A 25,813-nucleotide genomic window follows, 5' to 3' on the forward strand; every position below is an offset into this window, starting at 1 on the left:
GGAGGTAGTTAAATGTTGCGCAAATTGCTTATCGGAACGGCTCTTGCGACGAGCTTTGCGTTCTCGGCGCACGCCGCGGACGTCAAGGAAGTGCAGATGCTGCATTGGTGGACGTCGGGCGGCGAAGCGGCTGCTCTGAACGTGCTGAAGCAGGATCTGGCCAAGGAAGGCTATGCCTGGAAGGACGTGCCGGTTGCCGGCGGTGGCGGCGACGCCGCCATGACCGCGCTGAAGGCGATGGTCGCGGCCGGCAATTACCCGACCGCCTCGCAGATGCTGGGCTACACCGTGCTCGACTATGCCGCCGCCGGCGTCATGGGCGACCTGACCGAGACCGCCAAGAAGGAAGGCTGGGACAAGTCGGTTCCGGCTGCCCTGCAGAAGTTCTCCGTCTATAACGGCAAGTGGGTGGCCGCTCCGGTCAATGTCCACTCCGTCAACTGGCTGTGGATCAACAAGGCCGTGATGGACAAGATCGGCGGCACCGAGCCGAAGACCTTCGACGACTTCATTGCCCTGCTCGACAAGGCCAAGGCCGCGGGCGTCATCCCGCTCGCGCTTGGCGGCCAGAACTGGCAGGAAGCCACCATGTTCGACTCCGTCGTGCTGTCGACCGGTGGGCCGGAGTTCTACAAGAAGGCGATGAACGACCTCGACGAGGAGTCGCTCAAGTCCGACACGATGAAGAAGTCGTTCGACAACCTCGCCAAGCTCGTCAAATATGTCGACCCGAACTTCTCGGGCCGCGACTGGAACCTCGCCACCGCCATGGTCATCAAGGGCGATGCGCTGGTCCAGGTCATGGGCGACTGGGCCAAGGGCGAGTTCCACGCCGCCAAGAAGACGCCGGGCACCGACTTCCTCTGCTATCGCTTCCCGGGCACCGACGGCTCGGTGATCTACAACTCCGACATGTTCGGCATGTTCAACGTTCCGGACGACCGCAAGGCCGCCCAGGTCGCTCTGGCCACCGCTACTTTGTCGAAGAGCTTCCAGTCGGCCTTCAACGTCGTCAAGGGTTCGGTCCCGGCCCGTACCGACGTGCCGGACACCGACTTCGACGCTTGCGGCAAGAAGGGCATCGCCGACCTGAAGAAGGCCAATGATGGCGGCACGCTGTTCGGCTCGCTGGCTCAGGGCTATGGCGCCCCGCCGGCCGTCGCCAACGCCTACAAGGATGTCGTGTCGAAGTTCGTCCACGGCCAGATCAAGACCTCCGACGAGGCCGTGACCGAGCTGGTCAAGGCGATCGACGACGCAAAGTAAGGTTCACTTGAACCAACCCTCCCCCGCTTCGGCGGGGGAGGTCTCCTGTCGACAAAAGGTGCGGGACAGACCCTGGCGCTTTTTCGCGCCGGGCAGGTTCCGACCAACCGGTACTGGATGAGCCGATGAGCACAGTCGCCGAAACCCAGATCAAGCTGACACCGGAGCACGACGCCCGTCCCGGCGCGACGGTCCGTTCGCGGCTGCAGGACCTGTTGCCGAAGATCGTATTGGCGCCAAGCTTCGCGGCGACGATCGTCTTCGTCTATGGCTTCATTCTATGGACGATCTATCTGTCCTTCACCAATTCCAAGACCTTCCCGTCCTACGAAATCACCGGCGCCCGCGCCTATCAGCGGCTGTGGCGCTGGACCTTCGAGAGCGACCCGCCGTCGAGCTGGTACACCTCGATCACCAATATGGGGATTTTCGGCTTCCTCTATGTCCTGATCTGCCTGGCGCTCGGCCTGTTCCTGGCCATCCTGCTCGACCAGAAGATCCGCGGCGAAGGCATGCTGCGGCCGATCTACCTCTACCCGATGGCGCTCTCCTTCATCGTCACCGGCGTCGCCTGGAAATGGTTCCTCGATCCCGGCCTCGGCCTGGAGCAGACGCTGCATCAATGGGGCTGGACGAGCTTCCATTTCGACTGGATCAAGAACAAGGATTTCGTCATCTACACGGTGGTCATCGCCGGTGTCTGGCAGGCTTCCGGCTTCATCATGGCGATGTTCCTGGCCGGCCTGCGCGGTATCGACGGCGAGATCATGAAGGCCGCGCAGATCGACGGCGCATCCACCTTCCAGCTCTACCGCCGCATCGTCATTCCGATGCTCAGGCCCGTGTTCCTGTCGGCCTTCATCGTGCTCGCGCACCTCGCCATCAAGTCCTATGACCTGGTGGTGGCGCTGACCAGCGGTGGCCCCGGCGGCTCGGCATGGCTGCCCTCCAACTTCATGTATGAGTTCACCTTCAAGCGCAACGAGATGGCGGTCGGCTCGGCCAGCGCGGTGATCATGCTGATGACCATCACGGCCATCATCGTTCCGTACCTCTATTCCGAGCTCAGGGAGAAGTCGCGATGAGCGCCATCACTTCACCCGACCGCCAGGCCTCAAGCGGCGTCCGCGCCAGAACGTTCAACCGCATCGTGATCTACGGGCTGCTCGCGCTGTTCGCGATCTTCTATCTGATGCCGCTCTTCGTCATGCTGGTCACCTCGTTCAAGACCATGGACGAGATCCAGAACGGCAACATGCTGTCCTTGCCGCATGCGCCGACCTTCGCGCCATGGATAAAGGCGTGGAGCGAAGTTTGCTCGGGCCTGACTTGCGTCGGCATGAAGGGTTACTTCTGGAACTCCATCAAGATGGTCGTGCCGGCGGTGCTGATCTCGACGCTGCTCGGCGCGCTCAACGGCTATGTGCTGACCAAATGGCGCTTCCGCGGCCACACGCTGGTCTTTGCCATGATGCTGTTTGCCTGCTTCATTCCGTTCCAGTCTGTGCTGCTGCCGATGGCGACGATCCTCGGCAGCCTCGGCCGCTTCGGTGTCAACCTGCAGAACGCCACCGGCTTTAATTTCGGCCTCGGCAATTCGACCGTCAATCTCGTCTTCGTCCACGTGGTCTACGGCCTTGGCTTCACCACGCTCTTCTTCCGCAACTATTACGAAGCCTTCCCCACCGAGTTGGTGAAGGCGGCACAGGTCGACGGCGCCTCCTTCTTCCAGATATTTCGGCGCATCATGCTGCCCAATTCGCTGCCGATCATCGTTGTGACGGTGATCTACCAGTTCACCAACATCTGGAACGACTTCCTGTTTGCCTCCGCCTACGCCGGGTCCGGCGACGTGATGCCGATGACGGTGGCGCTGAACAATGTCGTCAACACCTCGACCGGCGTCGTCGAATACAACGTCAACATGGCGGCCGCGATGATCGCGGCGCTCCCCACCCTGATCGTCTATGTCGTCGCCGGCCGCTATTTCGTGCGCGGGCTGATGGCCGGCGCGGTCAAGGGCTGACCCTGTTTTCTGAAGGAACGACCATGGCTTTTCTGGAAATCAATGGGCTGAAGAAGCGCTTCGGGAATGTCGAGATCCTGAAGGGCATCAATGTCGAGCTCGAAAAAGGCGGCTTCCTGGTACTGGTCGGCCCGTCCGGCTGCGGCAAGTCCACGCTGCTCAACACCATCGCCGGGCTGGAGCAGATCACGGAGGGTGAGATCCGCGTCGATGGCCGCGCCATCAACGATCTGCACCCTTCGAAGCGCGACATCGCCATGGTGTTCCAGAGCTATGCGCTCTATCCGAACATGACGGTTGCGGGAAACATCGCCTTCGGCATGGAGATGCGAGGTGTGCCTGCGGCCGAGCGCCAGGCGGCGATCGACAAGGTGGCCAAGATCCTGCAGATCGGCCACCTGCTCAACCGCAAGCCGAGCCAGCTCTCCGGCGGCCAGCGCCAGCGCGTCGCCATGGGCCGGGCGCTGGTGCGCGACCCAAAACTCTTCCTGTTCGACGAGCCGCTCTCCAACCTCGACGCCAAGCTGCGCGTCGACATGCGCATCGAGATCAAGCGCCTGCATGCCACGACCGGCACGACGATCGTCTATGTCACGCATGATCAGATCGAGGCGATGACGCTGGCGACCAAGATCGCGGTGATGCGCGACGGCGAGGTGCAGCAGTTCGGCACGCCGGCCGAGATATACAACAACCCGACCAACATCTTCGTCGCCGACTTCATGGGCTCGCCGGCGATGAATCTGATCCCGGCCAAGATCGACGGCAATGGCAGCGGGCTGTCGGTGGTGCTCGACCGCGAGGCGCGCCAGCCGATCGTGCTGCCGATGCCCGGCGCGCCCGCCGGCCTGTCGGCCTTCAAGGACAAGCCGGTGATCTTCGGCGTGCGCCCCGAAGCGCTGACCGACCCGGAAGGCGCCGAGCGCAACGGTTCGAACATCGCCACCGCCGACTGCCACATCGAGGTGGTGGAGCCCGCGGGCTCCGACACCTTCGCCGTCACCAATCTGGGCGGCAAGGGCGTGGTGGCGCGGCTGAGGGCCGATGCCAGGATCCAGCCCGGCACCAGCACGCCTTTGGCCTTCAACCTGAGCAAGGCGGTGTTCTTCGACCCGGCGACCGAGAAGCGCATTCTCTGATGCATGTCGCCCAAAAGTGGCTCCGGTTTTGGGCCAACGACATGCATCAAAATAAAGATCTTTAGACTATGGCAAACCCGGATATCGTCATCATCGGCTCCGGCATCGGCGGCGCCACGATCGCCTCCGGCTTGGCCGGCAGCGGCGCCTCGATCCTGATCCTGGAGCGCGGCGAGCCGCTGCCCGCGACGCCGCATGCGCGCTCGACGCGATCCATCTTCATCGACGAGCACTACCGGCCGAAGGAGATGTGGCGCGAGGCCGGCGGCGCTGCCTTCAACCCCGGCAACTACTACTATGTCGGCGGCAATTCGAAATTCTTCGGAGCGGTCCTCATCCGCTACCGCAAGGAGGATTTTTCCGAGCTCGAGCATTTCGGCGGCATCTCGCCGGCCTGGCCGTTTTCCTATGACGAATTCGAGCCCTGGTACTCCAAGGCCGAGCAGTTGTTTCGCGTGCGCGGCTCGCTTGGTGAGGATCCGACCGAGCCGTTCCATTCGCTCCCCTATGCCTTCAAGCCTGTGCCCGACGAGCCGCCGATCGCGCGCGCTCGCGCCGAATTGAAAGCCCTCGGATTGCATCCCGCTTCGCTGCCGCTCGGCGTCGACATCGAAACCTGGCTGAAGGAAGGCAAGACCGGCTGGGACGCCTTCCCCAACACCGGCCAGGGCAAGATCGACGCCCAGACCGGACCGCTGACGGCAGCGCTCACCGACAAGAACATCCGCCTCGAAACGGGCGCCCATGTCGACTGGCTCGAAACCGCGCCGGACGGCAAATCGATCGCCGCCATCCACTACACGCAGAACGGCGCGCAAAAGACGCTGTCGCCGAAGCTCGTCATCCTGTCGGCCGGCGCGATCAACTCGGCCGCCATCCTGCTGCGCTCACCGTCGGCCGATGCCGGTAAGAAGGGCGGAAAAGGCCTCGCCAACAGCTCCGACCAGGTCGGGCGCAATTTCATGAACCACAATTCGAGCGCGATGCTGGCGATCGACCCGCGCCGCCGCAACGATAGCGTCTACCAGAAGACGCTGATGCTCAACGACTACTATTTGTCGGACGGCAAGGGCGGGAAGCCGCTCGGCAACGTGCAGCTGCTCGGCAAGATCGACGGCAACATGCTGAAGGCCAATGTGAAGACGATGCCGAAATTCGCGCTCGACTTCATGGCCGGCCACGCCGTCGACTGGTACCTGATGTGCGAGGACCTGCCCGATCCCGAAAGCCGCATCATGGTCGACGGCAAGGAGATCGTCATGCAGTGGCGGCGCTCCAACATGCAGTCGCTGGAAGGCCTGACCAAGGTGATGCGCGAGAACCTGCGCGCCTGCGGCTATCCGATCGTGCTGTCGCGCCCCTTCGACAAGCGCACCCCCTCGCATCAGTGCGGCACGGTCAAGATGGGCAACGACCCGGCCACCGCGCCGCTCGATCCGCTCTGCCGCGCCTATGACCACCCGAACCTGTTCGTCGTCGACGGCGGCTTCCTGCCGACATCGGCAGCTGTCAATCCGGCGCTGTCGATCGCCGCGCAAGCGCTGCGCGTCGCCGACTATATCCGCAAGACGGAGCTTGCGGCATGACCCGCCCCGCGGCCATCGTCACCGGCGGCGCGCGCGGAATCGGGCTCGCCTGCGCCGAAGCACTGGCCGATGCCGGCTTCGATATTCTGATCGCTGACCTCGCCGAGAAGCCTGCCAAAGGCCTTGCCGAGAACATCGCAGCGCGTGGCGCGAAACTCGCCTACGCCCAATGTGACATCGCCGATCTCGCCGGCCATGCGAAACTGGTCGCGGCGGCCATCGACGCCTTCGGCCACATCGACTGCCTGGTCAACAATGCCGGCGTCGGCGCCGTGGTGCGTGGCGATCTGCTGGAGCTGAAGCCGGAGAATTTCGACCGCGCGCTGAATATCAACCTGCGCGGCACGGTGTTCCTCAGCCAGGCCGTCGCCAAGGCCATGCTGGCGACGCCTGCCAGCCCAACCAGGTCGATCATCACCATCACCTCGGTAAGCGCCGCCATGGCTTCGCCGGAACGCTCCGACTACTGCATTTCCAAGGCCGGGCTTTCGATGTGGGTGAAAAACCTGGCGCTGCGGCTCGCCGCCGAAGATATCGGCGTGTTCGAGGTACGGCCAGGCATCATCCGCACGGACATGACGGCGGGCGTTTCCGCCAAATATGACGCGCTGATCGAGGGCGGCCTGGTGCCGGCCAAACGCTGGGGCGAGGCTCGCGACATCGGCGCCGTAGTGGCCGCGCTTGCATCCGGGAAATTCGGCTTTTCGACCGGATCGGTCATCGATGTCGACGGCGCGCTCTCCGTGCCACGCTTGTGAGGAACAATGGCTGACTACATCATTGTTGGCGCCGGCCCGGCCGGCTGCGTTCTCGCCAACCGGCTGAGCGAGGATCCATCGAATTCCGTTTTGCTGCTCGAAGCCGGCGGCAAGGACTGGCATCCCTATATCCACATGCCGGCGGGCTTCGCCAAGATGACCAAGGGCATCGCCTCCTGGGGCTGGTCGACGGTGCCGCAGAGGAACATGAAGGACCGCGTCTTCTGGTACACGCAGGCCAAGGTCGTCGGCGGCGGCTCGTCGATCAATGCCCAGATCTACACGCGCGGCAATGCCCGCGACTACGACGCCTGGGAGAAGGACGAGGGCCTCGCCGGCTGGGGTTATCGCGATGTGCTGCCCTATTTCAAGCGCGCCGAGAACAACCAGCGCTTCGCCAACGATTTCCATGGGGACCAGGGTCCGCTCGGCGTCTCCAACCCGATCTCGCCGCTGCCGATCTGCGAGGCCTATTTCCGCGCCGGCCAGGAGATGGGCATACCCTTCAACCCGGACTTCAATGGCGCGAGCCAGGAGGGCGTCGGCTACTATCAGCTGACCCAGAAGAATGCGCGGCGGTCATCCGCCTCCGTCGCCTATCTGAAGCCGATCGGGACCCGCAAGAACCTGACGGTCAGGACCGATGTCCTGGTCACGCGCATCGTCGTCGAGAAAGGCCGTGCTATCGGCGTCGAGGTGGTCGACAGGCCGGGCGGCGAAAAGACGATCCTGCGCGCCGAACGCGAGGTGATCGTCTCGTCGGGCGCCATCGGCTCGCCGAAGCTCCTCATGCAATCGGGCATCGGCCCGGCCGACCATCTGAAGTCGGTCGGCGTCACACCTGTTCACGACCTTCCCGGCGTCGGCTCCAACATGCAGGACCATCTTGACCTGTTCGTAATCGCCGAATGCACCGGCGACCACACCTACGACAATTACGCCAAGTTGCACCGCACCCTATGGGCGGGCCTGCAGTACCTGCTGCTCAAGAAGGGCCCGGTCGCCTCCAGCCTGTTCGAGACCGGCGGCTTCTGGTACGCCGACCCGACCGCCGCCTCTCCCGACATCCAGTTCCATCTTGGCCTCGGCTCCGGCATTGAGGCCGGCGTCGAGAAGCTGAACAATCCGGGCGTGACCTTGAACTCGGCCTTCCTGCGCCCGCGCTCGCGCGGCACGGTGCGGCTGAAGAGCGCCGACCCGGCCGACCATCCGCTGATCGATCCGAACTACTGGTCCGATCCCTATGACCGCGACATGTCGATCAAGGGGCTCAGGCTGGCGCGCGAGATCATGCGGCAGAAGGCGCTCCAGCCCTATGTGCTGCGCGAGGTGCTTCCGGGCCCGAACCTGCAGAACGACGCCGAGCTTTTCGACTATGCCTGCCGCACGTCGAAGACCGACCATCACCCGGTCGGCACCTGCCGCATGGGTCATGACGCAATGGCGGTGGTGACGCCGGATCTCAGGCTGCGCGGCATCGACGGCTTACGCGTCTGCGACGCCTCGGTCATGCCGCGCGTCCCTTCCTCCAACACCAATGCGCCGACCATCATGGTCGGCGAGAAAGGCGCCGACCTCATCCTCGGCCGCGAGCCGCTGCCGCCGGCCGTGTTCAAGGGCAACCAGGCGGCATGAGGCATCAACGATGATCCGGCATTGCGTCTTTGTCCGCTTTCGCGACGACGTTCCTGCGACCGAGCGCGCGGCGATCCACGCCGATCTCGAAGCCTTGCGTGCCGTCATCGATGGCATGCACAAGGTGCAGTTCAGCGCCAATGTCAGCCCGGAACCATTTGCGCGCGGCTTCGGCCATGGCTTCACCATTGATTTCCGCGATGCCGTCGCCCGTGACGCCTATCTGGTGCACGAAGCGCATCAGCGTGCCGGCGCGCGCCTGGTCGCCGCGCTCGAAGGCGGCACCGACGGGCTGATGGTCATCGATCTCGAGGTGACGCAAATGTGACCGCTCGCCGGCTTAAAACCGGCGGCTGTCCCGTTCTCTTTTGCGCCCTATGGAACATATGGTTCCTTTGGGGGATGCAAAGGAGGACCGCCTTGAACCTCACCACAGAACAGAAGAAAACCGTAATCGCATCGTTCCTCGGCTGGACGCTCGACGCTTTTGATTTCTTCCTTCTGACTTTCCTGCTCACCGATATTGCCGCTGAGTTCCAGACCGACGTGCCGGCGGTCTCCAAAGCTCTGTTCCTGACACTGGCGACGCGTTTCATCGGCGCGTTCTTCTTCGGCATGCTTGCCGACAAATACGGCCGCAAGCCCATGCTGATGCTCAACATCGTCAGCTATTCGGTGATCGGTGCCTTAGCCGCCTTCTCGCCCAATCTCGGCGTATTCCTGGCGCTGCGCGCTCTGTTCGGCGTCGCCATGGGCGGCGAATGGGGCCTGGGCAGCTCGCTCGCCATGGAATCCATTCCTCCCAGCGCGCGCGGCATAGTCTCGGGCATTCTGCAATGCGGTTATCCGGCCGGCTATCTGTTGGCCGCGGTGGTCTACGGGCTTCTCTATGGCCAGAAGATCGGCGAGTTCACCTTCGGCTGGCGCGCCATGTTCCTGCTGAGCTTCGTGCCGGCGCTGATCGTGCTCTTCATCCGCTCGCATGTGCCGGAATCGCCGGCCTTCGTCGCAGGCCGCGCCCAGGCTCGGCCGGGCCTCCTCGAAACGCTGCAGAAGCACTGGGGCATCGCGCTCTATGCCGTGGTGCTGATGATGTTCTTCAACTTCTTCAGCCATGGCACGCAGGACCTCTACCCGACCTTCCTGAAGAAGCAGCATGGCTTTGATCCGCATACGGTGAGTTGGATCACCATCGTCGCCAACGTCGGCGCCATCGTCGGTGGCCTGGCCTTCGGCGCGCTATCCGAGAAGATCGGCCGCATCAATGCCATCACGCTCGCCTGCGTGATCGCGCTCCCGGCAATTCCGCTCTGGGCCTACACGACCACGCCCTTCATGCTGGCGATCGGCGCCTTCGTCATGCAGGTGGCGGTGCAGGGCGCCTGGGGCGTCATCCCGGTGCATCTCAACGAGCTGTCGCCGGGGTCGGTGCGCGCGACGTTGCCTGGCTTCATCTACCAGGCCGGCAATCTGGCAGCATCCTATGGCGGCCCCTATCAGGCCGGGATCGCCGAAGCGCCGGGAGGCAGCTATGGCTATGCGCTGGCCCTGTTTGCCGGCGTAGTTGCCGTCTGCATCATCGTCGTCATCCGCTTCAGTCCGGAAAGGCGCGGCCAGGTGATGACGGTGTTGGACCATGAGGTTGGAGCAATTCCGGGAGAATATGAACGGTCAGGCTCGGCGACGTCGCGGTAGCCTCCGTCCGGAATTGGATCAAGATCAAGAGATGGAGCGGATCGCCGTTTCCGTGAAACGGTGAACCGCTCTATCCCATCCTGAGCGCCGCGACGCCGGCAACGATGCCGAGCGCCGCGGCAGCGCGCCAGACAGTCAGCTTCTCGCCCAGCGCCAGCACCGAGATCAGCATGGCGAACAGGATCGAGGTCTCGCGCAACGACGCGACCGAGGCGATCGGCGCCTTGGTCATCGCCCACATCACGATCCCGTAGGCCGCGCCGCTCAGCACGCCGGTGAACAGCCCGGCCTTCCAGTCGCGCGCCAGCACCGGAAGCGATTGCGGTCCGCGGAAGGCAACGCATAGCACGAGCGCCCAGGCCGCATCGCAGACGAACAGCCAGGCGGCGTAGCTTTGCGCGGTTGCCGCGAGCCGCGCGCCGGTGCCGTCGGAGAGCGTGTAGCTGGCGATGAAGATCGAGGTGCCGAGCGCAAAGCCGACCGCGCGCAGATTGAGCTTCTCCAGATGCGCGCCGCCCCGGAACGACATGACCAGCGTGCCTGCCGACAAAAGCACGATGCCGAGGATGGCGAACGGCGCCGGCACCTCGCCGACCATGACGACGGCGCCGAGCGCCGAGAGCAGCGGTGCGGTGCCGCGCGCCAGCGGATAGGTCTGGGCGAAATCGCCCGCCTTGTACGCACCGACCAGGAAGGTCCGGTAACCCATGTGGAAGATCACCGAAGCGATGATGTAGGGCCAGACTTCGACCCTCGGAAACTCGACGAAAGGCAGTGCGAACAGGGCCGCAAAACCCATGCCGAGCGTCATCAGCGTGATCGACAGGAAGCGGTCGAGATGGACCTTGACCAGCGCGTTCCAGATCGCGTGCATGGCCGCCGCCGAAAGCACCGCCAGGAAGACGAACAGCGTCATGCCCGCCTCAGCCGCCCACCGGGCCTGAGGCGGTGCCCGGCGTTTCCAGATCGATATCGACCCTGAGCGGAAAATGGTCGGAGGCCACCTCGCCGATATCGGCGCTAACCGAACGCACACGGTCGGCCAGCATGCCGCTGACGAAGCAATGATCGAGCCGTCGTTTCGCCAGCCTGCCGTCGAGGATCTTTTCGTGCGTATGGAAGTCCGGTCCGGACTCGTTGGCGACGGCCGCGGCATCGACGAAGCCGTCGATATAGGCAGCCCCCCGATGATAGGGCGTATTGCCGACGATACGCCGGTATTCGGCGCTGCCCGGCTCCATGTTGAAGTCGCCTAGCCAGATCGCCGCCACCGGGCTTTCCGGTTCCGGCTGGCCATTCGACCAGTTGCGCCGCGGCTCGTCGTCGACGCCGCTCCAGGGGCCGCCGTCGGACGGCGCGCGGCGATGCTCGGCATTGAGGTAGTCTATCTGCTCCAGCCGCTCTTCGGCCGCGATATGGGCAAGATGCAGCGAGAACACGCGCACCGGTCCCGCCGGCGTGCGGATCATGCACTCCAGCGCCGCGTTGCGGGTGTTGAGCGGTCTCAGCGTGCGTCGCAGCGGCAGGGTGTGCAGCCGCGACCAGACGATCGGCAGCTTCGACAGCACCATCGTGCCGAACTGCCGCCGGCGATTGACGATGCGGCCGTCGCGCCTCTCGCTGGCATCCATATCGAAGGCAGGGCCATAGGCCCAGTAATAGTCGGGCAGCAAGCTGGACAGGATCTCGGGCTGATCGTCCTCATTGGTGCGCTGCCAATGCCGCTCGACCTCCTGCAGCGCGATGATGTCGGCACCGTCCACCAGCCTGGCGGCACGGGAGAGATCGTAGCGCCCGTCGCTGCCATAGCCGTACTGGATGTTGTAGCTGATCAGCTTCATTGATTAACCGGCTCACTGCTGGTGATCGCAGTAGCGCCCCGCCCCTTGCGTTGCAATGGACCGGCAGGACAAGTGGAATAGTCCAATAGAAACCGGCGAACCGGCCTAAAGCGCGTCGCGATCTTTCAGATTCGCTCCATGCGCTTTAGGTTCTTGATTCTACGCATGTCTTTATCCCGAAAACGGTTCCCACTTTCGGGAGACATGCTTTAATAGGTCGTCAGCGGCTGGAAGCTTCCGGCGGGCGACGCCGCCAGTTCCGACCAGTCGATCTCCTCTTCCAGCCGATGATAGGCCTCGTCGCCGATCGTGCCGTTGCTGCGCAGTTCCTCCAGCGTGTCGCGCTGCCGCTTGATGGCGTAAAGACGCAGCCGGTCGTATTCCGTCGCGGCTTGCGCGTCCTCGGGGTTTTCCGCAACCCGCCGCTGTGCCTCATACTGCTCGCGCACGACGGCGGCAGCGGCCGAAGTCTTGCGGCTCAGCACGTCGAGCGCGGCCTGCATGATGGCGACGCGTGCCTCGGCTACTTCGCGATCGATCGTCATATCCCGCTCGAAATTGAGCCAGCGCAGAAGCGGCTTCAGGCTCATCCCCTGCAGGACCAACGTGCCAAGCACGACAGCGAACGCGGCAAGCACGATCGGGTCGCGCCCCGGAAAATTGGCCGGCAACGCGATCGCCACCACCAGCGTCACCAGACCGCGCATGCCGCACCAGCCGACAAGCACCGCGCCGCGAAATGTTGGACCCTCGCGCCTCTTTTCCTCGCTGTCGTGGCGAGCAAACCAGCGTATGACCGCGACGTACCCCGCCACCCAGACGAGACGCGCCGCGATGACGACCGCAAGCACCGTTGCGGCGAAGAGGAAGGCCTCGCCTTGCCCGTCGCCGGAGAGCCGGCCGACGATCGAGCGGGCCTGCAGGCCCATCAGCACGAAAGCCAGCACGTTGAGCACGAACACCGCCGATTCCCAGACCGAATAGGTGCTGACCCGGCGCCTCGCCGACATCCGGCGCGGCGCGGTGCGCGCGATGGTTATGGCATAGACGACGATGGTGATGATGGCGGAAAGGCCAAGCCTGTCGGCGATGATCCAGACGGCGAAGGTTCCGGCGAACTGCACCACGGTGCTGCTTGCCGCATCCTCGATGCGCGTCAGCGTGAGCAGCGACACTCGGCCGAACAGGTAGCCCGCCACGACGCTGCCGACCGTTGCAAGCAGGATGACGGGCACCGCGTCTTTGAGCATCAGCGTGCCGACCGCTGCCGCAACCGAAATCCGGTAGATCAACAGCGCCGTTGCGTCGTTGAGCAGGCTCTCGCCCTGCAGGATCGCGGTGAGGCGGTGCGGCACCCTGAACTGGTTGAGCACCGCGCTTGCCGCCACCGCGTCCGGCGGCGCGACGATGGCCCCAAGCGCGATCGCCGCCGCGACCGGCAGCCCGGCCATCTTCCAGCCGACGAAGGCAACGACCACGGTGGTGAAGACCACGGCGCCGAGCGCCAGGAGCACCAGCGACAGCCGGTAGCGCTTCAGGTCGCGCAGCGAGGTGTCATAGGCGGCATCAAGAAGCACTGGGGCGATGAACAACGCCAGCGCCAGTTCCGGATCGATCTCGATCACCGGCGCGCCGGGCACGAAGGCGATCCCGACCCCGGCGAGCGCCAGCAGCGACGGGTAAGGCACCTCCAGCCAACGCGATACCGCCGTCAGCGCGACCGCGATGAGAAGCAGGACCAGGGTGAGTTCGAAAAGCGCCATGGCTTATCGTAGCGACGAAGCACGAAGCTTGGCAGTACCCTGAGGCAGGATACTGTTGATTTGTCCGGCAAACTCACGCGGCCTTATAAGGTTTGCTCGCAGGACGGCCGTATACCGAGAGCGGTCCGGTAGGTCTTATCAGCATCTGGACGGCCAGAGCCGTCAATGCAAGACCAGCATGTCACCCGACGAGAACGAGATATCCGCCTTGTCGCCGACGACCGGGGGCGGCGTCGTCGAATTGTTGAAGGTATCGAGCGACACCGTGTTGCCGCCGATGCCCACGCGCACGCGGATGACCGAGCCGAGGAAATGCACTTCGGCGATCTCGCCCGACAGGCTGGTGTCGTGCCCAGGCTGCCGCGCCAGCGAGATCGCTTCCGGCCGCAACGCCAGCGACAGCGTGTCGCCGGACTTCGAGCCGTTGAGCTTGCCCTTGAGCGAGACTTCCTGCGTGTTGACCTGCACCTTGCCAGTCGAGGCATCGGTGACCTTGCCTTCCAGCACGTTGAGCGTGCCGACGAAGTTGGCGACGAACTTGGTCGCCGGCCGGTTGTAGATCTCGAACGGCGTGCCGACCTGCTCGGCCCTGCCGCCATACATCACCGCGATGCGGTCGGAGATCGACAGCGCTTCTTCCTGGTCATGCGTGACGAAGATGGTGGTGATGCCGAGCTTCTTCTGGATCGAGCGGATTTCCTCGCGCAGCGACACGCGCACCTTGGCGTCGAGCGCCGACAGCGGCTCGTCGAGCAGCAAGAGCTTCGGCTTCGGCGCGATGGCGCGCGCCAGCGCGATACGCTGCTGCTGGCCGCCGGAAAGCTGGTAGGGATAGCGGTCGGCCATCTGCGGCAGCTTGATCATCTCGAGCATCTCGGCCACGCGCCTGTCGGCATCCGCCTTGGGCATGCCGGCCACCTTCAGGCCGAAGGCGATGTTCTGCGCCACCGTCAGGTTCGGGAACAGCGCATAGGCCTGGAACACCATGCCGACATTGCGCTGGTTGGGCTTCAGCCTGGTGATATCCTTGCCGGCCACGACGATCTTGCCTGCCGATGGCTCCTCGAAACCGGCCACCATGCGCAGCACCGTCGTCTTGCCGCAGCCCGACGGCCCGAGGAAGGAGACGAATTCGCCCGGTTCGACATCGAGATTGAAGTCCTGGACCACGGTTGTGGCGCCGAAGGATTTTCGAACGTGCTGGATTGAGAGGAATGGCTCGGCCATGGCTTTATCTTTCGCTCAATTAGGGCGGTTCGCCGATTTCGGCGCGAAGCGGGACAGGACCTGGATCAGCGACATACAGCCCCAGGTAATGGCGAAGGCGATGATGGCAAGCGCCGCCGGCTCGTAAGCGCGGTTGGCGCCCATGTTCTGCAGATACGGACCGAAGGCCGGCCGGTTGAGCAGGCTGGCTATGGTGAACTCGCCGATGACGATGGCGAAGGTCAGGAAGGCGCCGGACAGCACCGCGATCAGCACGTTGGGCAGGATCACGCGTCCGATGATCGTCGTCCAGCCGGCGCCGAGGATCTGCGCCGCTTCGGTGAGCGTCCTGACGTCGATGGTGCGAAGCCCGGTATCGACGGCGCGGTACATGTAAGGCAGCGCCAGCGTCGCATAGCCGATGACGAGCAACGCATTGGTGCCGAAGCCGCTGGCGAGGAACGGCAGCGGCGAGCTCGAGCCGTACATGCGGATATAACCGAACACGATGACGATGGCGGGAATGACCAGCGGCAAGAGCGTGACGAATTCGACGATCGGCCTGAGCTGCGGCAGGCGAAGCCGGATCCAGTAGGCGGTGGGCACCACCAGAAGCACGCCCAGGATGATGGTGAAGATCGCGGCCACCACCGAGAAGGTGAAGGATTCCTGGAAGCGCGCATCGCCAAGCACGACCCGATACGCCTCGAAGGAATATTCGCCGCGCTTCATGCGCATCGAAAATTCCAGCGTCGCGATCAGCGGAATGAAGAAATAGGCAGCGCCCAGGATGAACGTCAGCCAGGCCCAGAACTTACCCGACTTCATTTGAGCCACCTCTCCGAGCGGGTCCGGAACCAGATGTAGAAGACATTGGCGAGCCCGGTGATGAAGATCATGCCGAACGCGATCGCATAGCCGAGATTTGCGTTGTGCAGCACGTCGCCGCGGATCTGCGCATAAAGCACGATCGGCACGATGTTGAGCGACGAGCCGGTCAACGCATAAGCGGTGGCGATGGCGCCGAAGGCATTGGCGAAAAGCAGGATGAAGGTGCCGAGGAAGCTCGGCCACAGGACAGGAATGACGACCATGCGCCAGTACTGCCACTGCGTGGCGCCGAGCGTGGCGGCGGCCTCGCCCCATTCCTTTTTCAGGCCGTCGATCGCCGGCACGATGATGACGACCATCAGCGGGATCTGGAAATAGAGATAGGTCAGTGTCAGGCCCCAGAAGGACAGCACGTTGAAGCCGTGCTGATAGAGGTCGAAGCCGATCGAGCGCAAAAGCACGGTGAGCAGGCCGAGGCGGCCGAGCGTCGCCAGGAAGGCGAAGGCCAGCGGCACGCCAGCAAACTGCGAGGCGACGCCCGAGAAGGTGAGCGCCGCCGAACGTGTCCAGTTGGGCAGGCCGCCGCGCACAATGGCGATGGCGATGGCGAGGCCGATGAAGGCGCCAAGCAGCGACGAGGCGACGGAAACCTTGATCGAAATCCAGTAGGCGGCAACGATGGTCGGTTGCGCGAGATCGGCGATGTTCTGCAGCGTGAAGCCGCCATCGGCGTTCTGGAACGCGCCGATGATGAGATAGAGCGTCGGCAGAATCAGGAACATCAGCGCGAAGATGATGAAGGGCGCGACGCCCAGCCATTGCGTGGGCAGACGCATCGCGCGCGCCCCGGGCGGAATGGTCTTACCGGCGGCAGCTGATCCTGAAAGGCTGATATCGGTCATGCCTGACTGCCTTCAATAATGGAATCCGGGCGGCGCAAGGCCGCCCGGAAAAAGCATCGACTTACTTGACGTTGGCGCCGACGACCGAGTCCCAGCCCTTGGTGATCTCTTCCTTGGCGGCACCCTGCTCGTCCAGCGACGGGAACACGGCCTTGGCATAGGCGTCGGCCGGCGGCAGCTTGTCGAGCAGCTCCTGCGGAACCTTGCCGTTCTTGGCGAGATCGTTGAAGCGGATCGGGTGGCAATAACCCTTCAGCCAGCCGATCTGGCCTTCGTCGGAGTAGAGATATTCCATCCACAGCTTGGCGGCATTCGGATGCGGCGCGTAGGCGCTGATCGCCTGCACGTAGACGCCGGCGACGACACCGGTCTTCGGGATGACGATGTCGGTCGGCGGGTTGCCGTTCAGCGTGTCGCGGCCCGACAGGTTGTTGTAGTCCCAGTTGATCAGGATCGGGGTCTGGCCCTGCGCGAGCGTCGCCGGCTTGCCGATGACCGGAACGAAGTTGCCGGCGGCATTGAGCTTCTTGAAGAAGTCGAGGCCGGCTTCGCCGGCAGCCTTGCCGGCGGCAGCACCGGTCGAAAGGCCGGCGGCGTGCACGGCCTGGATCGCCTGGTTCGACGCGCGCGGATCACCCGCGAGCGCAACCGAATTGGCGAATTCCGGCTTCAGAAGATCGGCCCAGTCGGTCGGGACGTTCTTCACCAGGTCCTTGTTCACCATGAGCGACAGCACGCCGTAATAGTCGCCATACCAGGCGCCGTCGGCATCCTTGGCGCTGTCCGGGATCGAATCCCAGGTCGAGACCTTGTAAGGCTGGATCAGGCCGTCTTTCTTGGCCGAGGGGCCGAAAGCCAAGCCGACGTCGATCACGTCGGGAGCCTGCGGGCCTTTGTTGTCCTTGTTGGCCTTGATCGCCTCGACCTCGTCGCCCGAGCCGGCGTCGGGGTTGAGTTCGTTGACGGTGATTCCTGGATACTTAGCCTTGAAAGCGTCAATCACTGCCCCGTAGCCACACCAGTCATGCGGCAGCGCGATGACAGTGAGCTGGCCTTCAGCCTTCGCGGCCTTGGCGAGATCGTCCAGCGAAGCCGCGGACGAAATCACCGTCGACGCGAAGAGCGCCGCGGCCGAGAGGGAAAGCACTTTCCCCGTGAACTTGAACATGTGTTCTCTCCGTTGAACTGGCGCGCTTAAGCGCCTGCGATGCGGGTATCGTTTTCGTGTGACAGCCAGATGAAGGCTTTTTGAAACCCGAGCCCCGCGGCACAAAAAGTTAACTCTTTTTAACGGACTGTAGCAATTAGCCCGCACTTAATTTTCCGGCTAATGGTTATTCACCTTGCTTTTTGCCCTCTCCCTCCCCCTCTGGAACGCCCCTTCATTCAACTCTTCGGCATTGAAAGCCGGCTCTCAGACGGAGCCGGCGATCGCATTTTCGAGCAGCGTCAGCGCCGCTTTCTTGGTGAGCTTGACCGGATTGCCGCCGGCCGTCGGGTCGACCACCGCCATGTCGGCGATCAGCGCCTTGCGCTTCTTGTCCATGTCGAGCCCCTTGATGAGGCCGGGCAGCGCGTGCGGCACCTTGAGCTCCTTGCGCAGCTTGATGATCGCCTTGGCGAAGCCATCGAAGCCGCCCTTGATGCCGCAATAAGCGGCCAGCCGGGCAATACGGTCCTCGATCGCCTCGCGATTGAAAGCGAGCACATAAGGCATGAACACGGCATTGGTCATGCCGTGATGGGTGTCGTAGAGCGCGCCGATCGGATGCGACAGCGAATGGATGGCTCCTAACCCCTTCTGGAAGGCGGCCGCGCCCATGGCCGCGGCGCTCATCATATGGGCGCGGGCGACGAGGTCCTTGCCGTTGGCGAAGGCCCTGGGCAGGTTCTCGAACACCAGCCGGATGCCTTCCACCGCGATGCCGTCGGCCATCGGATGATAGCCCGGCGCGCAATAGGCCTCGAGGCAGTGCGCCAGCGCGTCCATGCCGGTGCCGGCGGTGATGAAGCCGGGCATGCCGACCGACAGTTCCGGATCGGCAATGACGATCGCCGGCAGCAGCTTCGGATGAAAGATGACCTTCTTGGTGTGGGTTTCCTCATTGGTGATAACGCCGGCGCGGCCGACCTCGGAGCCAGTGCCGGCCGTGGTCGGCACCGCGATGATCGGCGCGATGGCGTCCGAGTTGGCGCGCGTCCACCAGTCGCCGATATCCTCGAAATCCCATACCGGGCGCGTCTGGCCGGCCTGGAAGGCGATCAGCTTGCCGAGGTCGAGCGCCGAGCCGCCGCCGAAGGCGATGACGCCGTCGTGCTTGCCCTTCTTGAACACCGCGATGCCGGCGGTGAGGTTGGACTCGACCGGGTTCGGCTTCACCTCCGAAAACACGCCATAGGGAACCTTGGCGTCATCGAGGATCTTCAGCGTCGAGGCGACGACCGGAAGCTTCGCCAGGCCCGGATCGGTGACGAAGAGCGGGCGCTTGATGCCGACGGCAGCCAGCGCATCCGGCAATTCCTTGATGCGGCCGGCGCCGAAGCGGACGGTGGTGGGGTAGTTCCATTTGGAGATGAGCTTGGACATTTTTTGTCTTTCGAGGGTCAGATCGCTTCACGCAGGTGATAGGATTTCGGCCGGGTCAGGTTGTCGTAGCCGATGGCCGACAGCGCCGCGCCTTTGCCGGTGTCCTTGACGCCGGTCCAGACCAGCGCCGGGTCGAGGTAGTCGCAGCGGTTCATGAACACGGTGCCGGTCTCGACGCGGTCGCCGATGGCAATCGCGTGCTCCGTGTCGCGCGTCCAGATCGAGGCCGTCAGCCCGTAGGGGCTGTCGTTCATCAGCGCGATCGCCTCCTCGTCATTGCGCACCTTCATGATGCCGACGATCGGCCCGAAGCTCTCTTCGCGCATGACGCTCATCTGGTGGTCGACTTCGGTCAGCACTTCCGGCGCCAGATAGGGCGAGCCGGCCCGGTCGTTCTCGACCTTCATGTTGATATGCGCCTTGGCGCCCTTGCGCAGCGCCTCGGCCTTCTGCTCGCGGATCAGGTCGGCGAAGCGCGCCTGCGCCATCGGGCCCATGGTGGTCGCCTGCTCCAGCGGATTGCCGACGACATAGTTCCTCGTCTCGGCGATGAAGCCCTGGACGAATTCGTCATAGACCTTCTCATGCACATAGACGCGCTCGATGCCGCAGCAGCACTGGCCTGAATTGTAGAAAGCGCCGTCGACCAGATTGGCGACCGCATGGTCCAGCTTGGCATCGGGCATCACATAGGCCGGGTCCTTGCCGCCGAGCTCGAGGCCGAGCGACATGAAGGTGCCGGCCGCCGCCTTCTCGATGGCGCGGCCGCCGCCGACCGATCCGGTGAAATTGACATGGTCGATCTTGCCCGAGCCGAGCAGCTTCTCGGTCTGGGCATGGTTCATGACCAGGTTCTGGAACAGGCCCTTGGGCAGGCCGGCCTTGTCGAAAGCCTGTTGGAAGCGCTCGCCCACCAGCAGCGTTTGCGCGGCATGCTTGAGGATGACGGCGCTGCCCGCCATCAGCGCCGGCACGATGGTGTTGACCGCCGTGAGATAGGGATAGTTCCACGGCGCGATCACCAGCACGACACCGAGCGGCACCTTCTTCACATAACGGCGGAAACCGTCCTTCGGATTGGAGGCCATGACCGGTTTCAATGCCTGCTCGGCGATCTCGACCATGTAGTTGGTGCGTTCCTTGACGCCGCCGAACTCGCCGCCATAGCGCACCGGCCGGCCCATCTGCCAGGCGATCTCGGGCACGATCTCGTCGGTCATCGCGACCAGGGCCTCGAGCATCGCCAGCATGTATTTGCCGCGCTCGACGACTGGCGTCTCGGCCCACTTCTCCTGCGCCGCCCTGGCGCGCTCGACCGCCGCATTGATCGCCTGGTCGCTGGCGACCGGCCGCTCGGCATAGATTGAGCCGTCGATGGGGGATTTGAGTTTGACCGTCTCGGTCATTTCTTCCTCACAGTTTACAACAATCAAAAATTACATGGCGTGGCGCGGCCCCTCCGTCCACCTGCCGGCACCTTCTGCCGTTAAAGTGGGGAGAAGGGAGAAGTTCCGGCGCCGACGCCTCCCTCACTCGTTCTTCACGGGAGGGGTAATGTGAAGGGCAGCGCCGGCGCTTGCCCGGCTTTCTAATACCGCTCAAAACCCCGGTGCAGCTCCCAATCCGTGATGCGGCGGTCATATTCGAACTGCTCCCAGCGGGCGGTGTGAACATAGTGCTCGATCACCTCCTCGCCGAAGGCCTGCTTCAGCATCTTCGACTTGGCCAGCGTCTCGGTGGCGTCGCGCAGGGTCTTCGGGATTTCCGGCAGGCGCGAGGCCTGATAGGCGTCGCCGACGAACGGCTTCTGCAGCTCCAGCTTCTCGTCGATGCCGGCAAGGCCCGACGCGATCAGCGCCGCGAAGGCGAGGTAGGGATTGAGGTCGGCGCCGCCGATCCGGCATTCCATGCGGATGCCCTTGGTGCCCTCGCCACAGAGCCGGAAGCCGGCGGTGCGGTTGTCCTCGCTCCACATGATCTTGGTCGGCGCGAAGGTGCCGGCCTGGAAGCGCTTGTAGGAATTGATGTAGGGCGCCAGGAACCAGGTGAACTCCTTGGCGTATTTGAGCTGCCCGGCCGCCCATTGCTGGCCGAGGCTCGATAGCGTCCATTCCGCCTTCTTGTCGAAGAACAGTGGCGTCTTGCCGTCGGCGCTCCACAGCGAATTGTGGATATGGCTGGAATTGCCGGCGAGGCCGTAATTGTACTTGGCCATGAAGGAGATGGCCTTGCCCTCGGAATCGGCGATCTCCTTGGCGCCGTTCTTCAGGATGACGTGGCGGTCGGCCATGTCGAGCGCCTCGGCATAGCGCACATTGATCTCTTCCTGGCCCGGTCCCCACTCGCCCTTGGAGTTTTCGATCGGGATGCCGGCAGCCTCCATCTCGTTGCGAAGCCGGCGCATGACGCCTTCTTCCTTCGTGGTGATGCCGATCTGGTAGTCGCCGATATAGGGCGAGGCGCTATCGAGCCCCTGCCAGTGCTTCTTGCGGGCGGACTCATAGGTCTCGCTGAACAGGTAGAATTCCAGCTCGGAAGCGAAATAGCCGATATAGCCGCGTTCCTGCAGGCGCTTGACCTGCTTCTTCAGGATCGCGCGGGGCGAGTGCGCCAGGTCCTGGTGATCGTGATGGTCGAGCACATCGCAGATGACCAGCGCCGTCTTCTCCAGCCACGGAATGCGCCGCAGCGTCGACAGGTCCGGCTTCATGACGAAGTCGCCATAGCCCTTCGACCAGCTCGCCGCCTTGTAGCCCGGCACCGGCTCCATATCGATGTCGCAGGCCAGGAGATAGTTGCAGCCATGCGTCTCGCCATGCGCGGAATCGACGAAATACTGGGCCAGGAAGCGCTTTCCCGCGAGCCGGCCCTGCATGTCGACGATGCAGGCCAGCACCGTGTCGATCTCGCCATTCGAGACCGCTTTCTTCAACTGATCGAACGAGAAATTCCCGGCCATTCCTTTGGCGCTCCAGTGCTTGTCGATTTGAAGGGAGAAACGAGACCATGGCCGGCATTGCGCCGGCCATGGCCGTAAGACGAAATATCAGTGGGCGCCGGTCTCGCCGACCGCCTGTTCGGCCGCCTTGATCGCTGCCTGACGCGCCGCGATGATGTCGCCGAGCGGCGGGCCCTGGAAGCGGTTACGCTCGAAGGCGAACCAGACGATCGCCGTCAGGATGAAGAAACCGACGGTGATGTAGAGCGCCCAGTCGTTCGGCGGCTGGATGCCGATGACGAAGATCAGGATCATCGACACGATCGACAGGAACGCGAACAGCATGAAGATGCCGCGTCCCATGTTCCATGGACCCATCTTGTCCCACTTCGGCGTTCCCCAGGCGATCATGCCGAGCACGATCGGCACGGTGAAGGAGAGGAACAGGAAGATGACGGTGCAGGACACCACGATCGTATAAGCCGAGGTGCCGGCGACCGAGACCACCGACGAGCCCCACACGAACAGCACCGACAGGATCGAGGCCGTCCAGATCGCCGCCACTGGCGTGCGATAGGTCGGGCTGACCTTGGCGAGTGCCGACGAACCTGGCAGGCCGCCGTCACGCGAGAAGGCGAAGATCATGCGCGAGGCGGAAGTGACGGTCGCGAGACCGCACAGCAGCTGCGACACGAACACGACGAGGTAGACGAACTCCTTGAGGCCGGACGGCACGCGCTGGTCGAAAGCCCAGAAGAACACGTTCCAGCCCTGCTTGGCGGCATCGTCCATGTTCGGGATCATCAGCACGAAAGCAGCCAGGAACAGGTAGCCGAAGAGCGCCGACCAGATGACCGACATCACCATCGCGCGCGGCACCGAGGATGCCGCCTTGATGGTTTCTTCGGAAGTGTGGGCGGAGGCGTCGTAACCGGTGATCGTATAGATCGGCAGCAAGAGGCCGAGCGCGAAGACCCACGCATTCGACACCTGCGGCCACACGCCGCCGCCGGCATCGCCCGAGTAGTTGTGGAAGGTGAAGAGGCGGCTGAGGTCCCAGGTTTGCGCGAAAAGCAGGCAGACCACCGCGATCAGGATCGAGCCGAAGAAGATGAGGTAACCCGAAAAGTCGGTCAACTTCGCCGTCAGCTTGATGCCGAGATGATTGATCAGCGCCTGGGCGCCGGTGATGATGACCAGGAAGATCATCTGGTTGGTCAGCGAGCCGTCAATGTGCAGCGCCGGTCCGAAGGCGCCGATGAAGAAAGTCCAGGTGCCGACATTGATGGCGCCGAGCACGGTGATCAGGCCAAGCAGGTTGAGCCAGGCCGTGACCCAGCCGGTGCCGCGATTGCCGAGGATCGAACCCCAGTGGTAGAGACCGCCGGCCGTCGGATAGGCCGAGCTGATCTGCGACATGGCAACGGCGAAGGTGAGCGACACGAAACAGCCGACAAGCCAGCCGATACCGACGCCGATACCGCCGGCGCCGGAGGTCGCCTGCGCCAGCGAGTTGATACCGCCGGACAGGATGCAGATGATGGAAAACGAAACTGCGAAATTCGAGAAGCGGCTGAGGCGCCGCTCCAGTTCCTGGGCATAGCCCATGCTGTGGAGGACCTGTATGTCCTTCGCCTTGTCTACGTCGGAGTAGTCGTCTGCTGCCATTTGGAAGTCCCCTTATTTTCTTAGCTGGCCGATTGAACTGACTTTCCCATTGCGCCTTGTCGGGAGCCCTTGGCCTCCTCGGGCTCCAGATTCGAAAATATGCCTGTGAGCAGATCCGCCCATTTCCGCTGCCCGGCCTCGCCGGCGATTTCGTCGTTGCGGATTTCGATCATCGCGCAGGCGAGGCCGCGCGAGCGCGCGTGCCGCTCCAGCGTGAAATAGACGCGGTCGGCCGGCGAATAGGGTTCGTTGACACCGACGGTGACGCCGGCAAGCCGTTGCAGCGCCGCGACAAGGGGCTTCGCCAGGCGGCGGTCGTCATCGTGGATGATGCCGATATGCCATGGCCGGCTCTTGCCCTTGTAGACCGGCGTGAAGGAATGCACCGACACCAGCCGCGTCTCCTGCCCCCGCGCCAGCCGCCGCTCGACGATTTCAGCAATCGTGTCGTGGAACGGGCGCCAGGCAAGGTCGATACGGGCGGCGCGCTGCTTGTCGGACAGGTCCGAATTGCCGGGAATGGCTGTTGTCTCGCTGACCGGCGGAACGAGGTCCGGCGCATCGAGCGGCCGGTTGCAATCGATGACAAGCCGCGACACGCGGGTCTCGATCAAGGTGGCGTCGAGCGCTTCGGCCATGCGGCTGGCGACGGGAAGCGCTCCCGGGTCCCAGGCGATATGGCGCGAAAGGTCCGCGACCGGCAGGCCAAGCGTTCCGAACTCGGCGGGCAGGAAATTGGAAGCGTGATCGCAGGTGAAGACGAAGGGGCTGGATCCGCCGGGGTTGGTCACCCTTACGGTCTCGGTCGATGCAAGGCTAGCGGGCCGAGCTTTCTCCATATCGTCCCCTGCGGAACGCTGTATCTTATGTTACGTATTTTGTGTCATTGCGTCCTTGTGAATGATTTCATACAGTTTGGCCGGCTTTGTCAAACGCGAATTCGGGAAAACGGCGGCGGCGGGTCAACGGGCGGGGGAAAACATGATTTCCAGCATTGCCGAACTGATCTCCGACCGCATCGGCGCAATGCCGGCCGGCGAGCGCCGCGCCGCCCAGACGCTGATTGCCAACTATCCCTTGACCGGGCTGAAGACCGTCGCCGAATTCTCGGCCGCGGCCGGCGTGTCCTCGCCGACGATCCTGCGCTTCGTTGCCAGGCTCGGCTTTCAGAACTATCCCGAATTCCAGTCGGCGCTGCAGGACGAGCTGGCGGCGCAATTGCAGTCGCCGGCTTCGCGCACGCTCGATCCAGGCTCGGCCGGCGGCACCGTTTCGCCGATGCTCGAGGCAACGCTCGACAATATGCGCGAGACCTTCCGGCACCTTACCGACAAACAGCTCGCCGACATAGCCGCGCGGCTTGCCGAGCGGCGCGGCAAGACCTTCCTCATCGGCGGCCGTTTCACCGATCCGCTGGCGCGCTACATGGCCGCGCATCTCGCCATCATCCAGCCGGATGTCTATCACCTCGCCGGCCAGGAGAGCATCTGGCGCGACCGCCTGATCGACATGGGCAAGCGCGACGTGCTGGTGATCTTCGACATCCGCCGCTACCAGGAAAGCCTCGTCCGCTTCGCCGAGAAGGCTCATCACCGCGGCGTGCAGATCATTCTCTTCACCGACCAGTGGCTGTCGCCGATCGCCCGCTTCGCCCGCCATGTGATCGCCGGACGCACCGCCGTACCTTCCGCCTGGGATTCGTCGGCCGCTCTGTTCGTGGTCGCCGAAACCCTGATCGGCGCCGTGACCAGGCAGCTCGAAGCAGCCGGAGCCAAGCGCATCCGCGATCTCGAAAGCCTGCGCTAGCCAGGCGGAAGCTGGCTGCCATCCGCTAAATGCGCCAAAACGCAAGGGCCCGAACCGCGTCCGGCCTTCACGTTACCGAGATTTAATGTGCACGATTGCGTGATAATTGCCATAAACCGCTGATATCGGGATGTGGCGTGGCCGGTTTCGCCCCCAGCCCGTGTCG

General features: G+C 63.7%; 22 protein-coding genes. 10 read left to right on the plus strand and 12 right to left on the minus strand.

Annotation, left to right across the window (positions count from 1 at the left end):
• The first annotated feature begins 12 nt into the window (after window positions 1–12).
• From RFM41_RS01865 to RFM41_RS01905, 9 genes are all read left to right on the plus strand, one after another.
• Complete coding sequence (locus tag RFM41_RS01865; RefSeq protein WP_320245826.1) at window positions 13–1,266, plus strand: ABC transporter substrate-binding protein; 1,254 nt, start codon at window positions 13–15, stop codon at window positions 1,264–1,266.
• Between the two features lie 125 nt (window positions 1,267–1,391).
• Complete coding sequence (locus RFM41_RS01870; protein ID WP_320245827.1) at window positions 1,392–2,351, plus strand: carbohydrate ABC transporter permease; 960 nt, start codon at window positions 1,392–1,394, stop codon at window positions 2,349–2,351.
• Window positions 2,348–3,292, plus strand: a complete 945-nt coding sequence (locus tag RFM41_RS01875; RefSeq protein ID WP_320245828.1) for a carbohydrate ABC transporter permease — start codon at window positions 2,348–2,350, stop codon at window positions 3,290–3,292. Before RFM41_RS01870 ends, RFM41_RS01875 begins: the two co-directional genes overlap by 4 nt.
• Before the next feature lie 23 nt (window positions 3,293–3,315).
• Window positions 3,316–4,431, plus strand: coding sequence for an ABC transporter ATP-binding protein (locus RFM41_RS01880; protein WP_320245829.1), 1,116 nt, complete (start codon window positions 3,316–3,318; stop codon window positions 4,429–4,431).
• Between the two features lie 68 nt (window positions 4,432–4,499).
• Window positions 4,500–6,017: a GMC oxidoreductase gene (locus tag RFM41_RS01885; RefSeq protein WP_320245830.1), complete on the plus strand. Its 1,518-nt coding sequence runs from the start codon at window positions 4,500–4,502 to the stop codon at window positions 6,015–6,017.
• The gene (locus RFM41_RS01890) at window positions 6,014–6,775 is read left to right on the plus strand and encodes a 3-ketoacyl-ACP reductase (protein WP_320245831.1); all 762 of its coding nucleotides are present in this window, start codon (window positions 6,014–6,016) and stop codon (window positions 6,773–6,775) included. The genes RFM41_RS01885 and RFM41_RS01890 overlap by 4 nt, the downstream gene beginning before the upstream one ends.
• A gap of 6 nt (window positions 6,776–6,781) precedes the next feature.
• Window positions 6,782–8,410 (plus strand): GMC family oxidoreductase, encoded by a 1,629-nt coding sequence (locus tag RFM41_RS01895; RefSeq protein ID WP_320245832.1) that lies wholly within the window; start codon window positions 6,782–6,784, stop codon window positions 8,408–8,410.
• 10 nt (window positions 8,411–8,420) lie between these two features.
• Window positions 8,421–8,738, plus strand: coding sequence for a Dabb family protein (locus tag RFM41_RS01900; protein WP_320245833.1), 318 nt, complete (start codon window positions 8,421–8,423; stop codon window positions 8,736–8,738).
• Between the two features lie 92 nt (window positions 8,739–8,830).
• Window positions 8,831–10,105: an MFS transporter gene (locus RFM41_RS01905; RefSeq protein WP_320245834.1), complete on the plus strand. Its 1,275-nt coding sequence runs from the start codon at window positions 8,831–8,833 to the stop codon at window positions 10,103–10,105.
• A 70-nt stretch (window positions 10,106–10,175) separates the two neighbouring features.
• Here RFM41_RS01905 and RFM41_RS01910 read toward each other — a convergent pair whose 3' ends face one another.
• The 12 genes from RFM41_RS01910 to RFM41_RS01965 form a co-directional block, all read right to left on the minus strand.
• Window positions 10,176–11,021 (minus strand): EamA family transporter, encoded by an 846-nt coding sequence (locus tag RFM41_RS01910; protein ID WP_320245835.1) that lies wholly within the window; start codon window positions 11,019–11,021, stop codon window positions 10,176–10,178.
• A 7-nt stretch (window positions 11,022–11,028) separates the two neighbouring features.
• Window positions 11,029–11,946 (minus strand): endonuclease/exonuclease/phosphatase family protein, encoded by a 918-nt coding sequence (locus RFM41_RS01915; RefSeq protein ID WP_320245836.1) that lies wholly within the window; start codon window positions 11,944–11,946, stop codon window positions 11,029–11,031.
• A 209-nt stretch (window positions 11,947–12,155) separates the two neighbouring features.
• Window positions 12,156–13,709, minus strand: a complete 1,554-nt coding sequence (locus RFM41_RS01920) for a cation:proton antiporter (protein ID WP_320245837.1) — start codon at window positions 13,707–13,709, stop codon at window positions 12,156–12,158.
• Window positions 13,710–13,871: 162 nt separating this feature from the next.
• Window positions 13,872–14,936 carry an ABC transporter ATP-binding protein gene (locus RFM41_RS01925; protein WP_320245838.1) on the minus strand — a complete coding sequence of 355 codons (1,065 nt, stop codon included), beginning with the start codon at window positions 14,934–14,936 and terminating at the stop codon, window positions 13,872–13,874.
• Between the two features lie 15 nt (window positions 14,937–14,951).
• Complete coding sequence (locus tag RFM41_RS01930; protein ID WP_320245839.1) at window positions 14,952–15,743, minus strand: ABC transporter permease; 792 nt, start codon at window positions 15,741–15,743, stop codon at window positions 14,952–14,954.
• Window positions 15,740–16,648 (minus strand): ABC transporter permease, encoded by a 909-nt coding sequence (locus RFM41_RS01935; RefSeq protein WP_430691488.1) that lies wholly within the window; start codon window positions 16,646–16,648, stop codon window positions 15,740–15,742. The genes RFM41_RS01930 and RFM41_RS01935 overlap by 4 nt, the downstream gene beginning before the upstream one ends.
• 61 nt (window positions 16,649–16,709) lie before the next feature.
• Window positions 16,710–17,816 carry an ABC transporter substrate-binding protein gene (locus RFM41_RS01940; protein ID WP_320245840.1) on the minus strand — a complete coding sequence of 369 codons (1,107 nt, stop codon included), beginning with the start codon at window positions 17,814–17,816 and terminating at the stop codon, window positions 16,710–16,712.
• Window positions 17,817–18,062: 246 nt separating this feature from the next.
• Window positions 18,063–19,235: an iron-containing alcohol dehydrogenase gene (locus tag RFM41_RS01945; RefSeq protein WP_320245841.1), complete on the minus strand. Its 1,173-nt coding sequence runs from the start codon at window positions 19,233–19,235 to the stop codon at window positions 18,063–18,065.
• A gap of 17 nt (window positions 19,236–19,252) precedes the next feature.
• The gene (locus tag RFM41_RS01950) at window positions 19,253–20,641 is read right to left on the minus strand and encodes an aldehyde dehydrogenase family protein (RefSeq protein ID WP_320245842.1); all 1,389 of its coding nucleotides are present in this window, start codon (window positions 20,639–20,641) and stop codon (window positions 19,253–19,255) included.
• Between the two features lie 182 nt (window positions 20,642–20,823).
• Window positions 20,824–22,194, minus strand: a complete 1,371-nt coding sequence (locus tag RFM41_RS01955; RefSeq protein WP_320245843.1) for a glutamine synthetase family protein — start codon at window positions 22,192–22,194, stop codon at window positions 20,824–20,826.
• Between the two features lie 87 nt (window positions 22,195–22,281).
• On the minus strand, window positions 22,282–23,841 hold the full coding sequence (locus RFM41_RS01960) for an amino acid permease (protein ID WP_320245844.1): 1,560 nt from the start codon (window positions 23,839–23,841) through the stop codon (window positions 22,282–22,284).
• A gap of 20 nt (window positions 23,842–23,861) precedes the next feature.
• On the minus strand, window positions 23,862–24,680 hold the full coding sequence (locus tag RFM41_RS01965; protein ID WP_320245845.1) for an N-formylglutamate amidohydrolase: 819 nt from the start codon (window positions 24,678–24,680) through the stop codon (window positions 23,862–23,864).
• Window positions 24,681–24,822: 142 nt separating this feature from the next.
• Between RFM41_RS01965 and RFM41_RS01970 the strand changes: the two genes are divergently transcribed.
• Window positions 24,823–25,647 (plus strand): MurR/RpiR family transcriptional regulator, encoded by an 825-nt coding sequence (locus tag RFM41_RS01970; RefSeq protein WP_320245846.1) that lies wholly within the window; start codon window positions 24,823–24,825, stop codon window positions 25,645–25,647.
• The last annotated feature ends 166 nt before the right edge of the window (window positions 25,648–25,813 follow it).

Origin of the sequence: Mesorhizobium vachelliae (assembly GCF_033977325.1) — a bacterium.
Lineage (GTDB): Bacteria > Pseudomonadota > Alphaproteobacteria > Rhizobiales > Rhizobiaceae > Mesorhizobium > Mesorhizobium vachelliae.

Bases quoted from the DNA above. Each gene is read 5' to 3' on its own strand.
- RFM41_RS01895 (WP_320245832.1), top strand. From the start codon at position 6,782: ATGGCTGACTACATCATTGTTGGCGCCGGCCCGGCCGGCTGCGTTCTC.
- RFM41_RS01865 (WP_320245826.1), top strand. From the start codon at position 13: ATGTTGCGCAAATTGCTTATCGGAACGGCTCTTGCGACGAGCTTTGCG.
- RFM41_RS01955 (WP_320245843.1), bottom strand. From the start codon at position 22,194: ATGGCCGGGAATTTCTCGTTCGATCAGTTGAAGAAAGCGGTCTCGAAT.
- RFM41_RS01880 (WP_320245829.1), top strand. From the start codon at position 3,316: ATGGCTTTTCTGGAAATCAATGGGCTGAAGAAGCGCTTCGGGAATGTC.
- RFM41_RS01910 (WP_320245835.1), bottom strand. From the start codon at position 11,021: ATGACGCTGTTCGTCTTCCTGGCGGTGCTTTCGGCGGCGGCCATGCAC.
- RFM41_RS01970 (WP_320245846.1), top strand. From the start codon at position 24,823: ATGATTTCCAGCATTGCCGAACTGATCTCCGACCGCATCGGCGCAATG.
- RFM41_RS01900 (WP_320245833.1), top strand. From the start codon at position 8,421: ATGATCCGGCATTGCGTCTTTGTCCGCTTTCGCGACGACGTTCCTGCG.
- RFM41_RS01935 (WP_430691488.1), bottom strand. From the start codon at position 16,648: ATGACCGATATCAGCCTTTCAGGATCAGCTGCCGCCGGTAAGACCATT.
- RFM41_RS01945 (WP_320245841.1), bottom strand. From the start codon at position 19,235: ATGTCCAAGCTCATCTCCAAATGGAACTACCCCACCACCGTCCGCTTC.
- RFM41_RS01890 (WP_320245831.1), top strand. From the start codon at position 6,014: ATGACCCGCCCCGCGGCCATCGTCACCGGCGGCGCGCGCGGAATCGGG.
- RFM41_RS01960 (WP_320245844.1), bottom strand. From the start codon at position 23,841: ATGGCAGCAGACGACTACTCCGACGTAGACAAGGCGAAGGACATACAG.
- RFM41_RS01915 (WP_320245836.1), bottom strand. From the start codon at position 11,946: ATGAAGCTGATCAGCTACAACATCCAGTACGGCTATGGCAGCGACGGG.
- RFM41_RS01925 (WP_320245838.1), bottom strand. From the start codon at position 14,936: ATGGCCGAGCCATTCCTCTCAATCCAGCACGTTCGAAAATCCTTCGGC.
- RFM41_RS01940 (WP_320245840.1), bottom strand. From the start codon at position 17,816: ATGTTCAAGTTCACGGGGAAAGTGCTTTCCCTCTCGGCCGCGGCGCTC.
- RFM41_RS01885 (WP_320245830.1), top strand. From the start codon at position 4,500: ATGGCAAACCCGGATATCGTCATCATCGGCTCCGGCATCGGCGGCGCC.
- RFM41_RS01965 (WP_320245845.1), bottom strand. From the start codon at position 24,680: ATGGAGAAAGCTCGGCCCGCTAGCCTTGCATCGACCGAGACCGTAAGG.
- RFM41_RS01870 (WP_320245827.1), top strand. From the start codon at position 1,392: ATGAGCACAGTCGCCGAAACCCAGATCAAGCTGACACCGGAGCACGAC.
- RFM41_RS01950 (WP_320245842.1), bottom strand. From the start codon at position 20,641: ATGACCGAGACGGTCAAACTCAAATCCCCCATCGACGGCTCAATCTAT.
- RFM41_RS01920 (WP_320245837.1), bottom strand. From the start codon at position 13,709: ATGGCGCTTTTCGAACTCACCCTGGTCCTGCTTCTCATCGCGGTCGCG.
- RFM41_RS01930 (WP_320245839.1), bottom strand. From the start codon at position 15,743: ATGAAGTCGGGTAAGTTCTGGGCCTGGCTGACGTTCATCCTGGGCGCT.
- RFM41_RS01875 (WP_320245828.1), top strand. From the start codon at position 2,348: ATGAGCGCCATCACTTCACCCGACCGCCAGGCCTCAAGCGGCGTCCGC.